The organism is Streptomyces marokkonensis, assembly GCF_039539045.1.
Taxonomy (GTDB): domain Bacteria; phylum Actinomycetota; class Actinomycetes; order Streptomycetales; family Streptomycetaceae; genus Streptomyces; species Streptomyces marokkonensis.
Genome location: NZ_BAABCQ010000392.1, coordinates 1 through 930, shown reverse-complemented (window position 1 = coordinate 930; position 930 = coordinate 1). Strand labels below are relative to the sequence as shown.

1 pseudogene is annotated in these 930 nt (G+C 67.5%); it reads left to right on the top strand.

What is annotated here, in order from left to right:
• Positions 1-172: 172 nt before the first annotated feature.
• A pseudogene (locus ABEA26_RS36050) lies at positions 173-930 on the top strand (transposase); the annotation flags it as partial.

The following is a 930-nucleotide window of genomic DNA, read 5'->3' as shown; positions in this document are numbered from 1 at the left end:
AACGAGACAGGGGCGCAGCGTCCCGGGACCCGCTGCATGTGGACGCTGTTATGGCATATCTGCCCGAGGTGAATGAGAATCGTGACCTCTCATGGCTGATAAACCAGGGCCGCAGGTCTGCGACCGCTAAGACCTGTCCCGCAACTGCTGGTCAGGGGTGAGTGATCTTGTCGTGTTTGGTGTGATCACGGCGTCGCAGCCCTCCTGGATACCCCCTTCAGCGGGCTGGGCCCGCGCCGGTTCGGCGAACTGATCACCGCCCTCCGGCGGGAAGGTGCGGACCCGGTGCGCAAGGGTCGGCCGTGGAGTCTGCCGCCGGAGGACCGCGTCCTGCTGGTCGCCGCCTACTGGCGCACAAACCTGACCCTGCGGCAGCTGGCGCCGCTCTTCGGGATATCGAAGTCCGCGGCCGACCGCATCATCGACCACCTCGGCCCATCGCTCGCCCTCCGGCAACACAAGCGATTCCGCGAGGACACCGTGCTGATCGTCGACGGCCTGGTCCCCATCCGCGACCACAACGTCGGCGAACAGTCCAAGAACTACCGGTACTCCACGAACCACCAGGTCGTCATCGACGCGGACACCCGGCTGGTCGTCGCGGTCGGCCGTCCGCTGCCCGGCAACCGCAACGACTGCAAGGCGTGGGAGCTGTCCGGCGCGAAGGCCGCCGTCGGCAGGACCACGGTCATCGCGGACGGCGGCTACCGGGGCACCGGCCTGGTCATCCCGCACCGCCGTGAAACCCGGCCAGAGCGAACTGGAGCCCATGGAAAGAGGAGCACAACGCCTCGCACCGCAAGGTCCGCGCCCGCGTCGAGCACGCCTTCGCACGGATGAAGACCTGGAAGATCCTCCGCGACTGCCGCCTCAAAGGTGACGGTTTCCACCACGCCATGCTCGGCATCGCGCGCATGCACGACCTCGCCC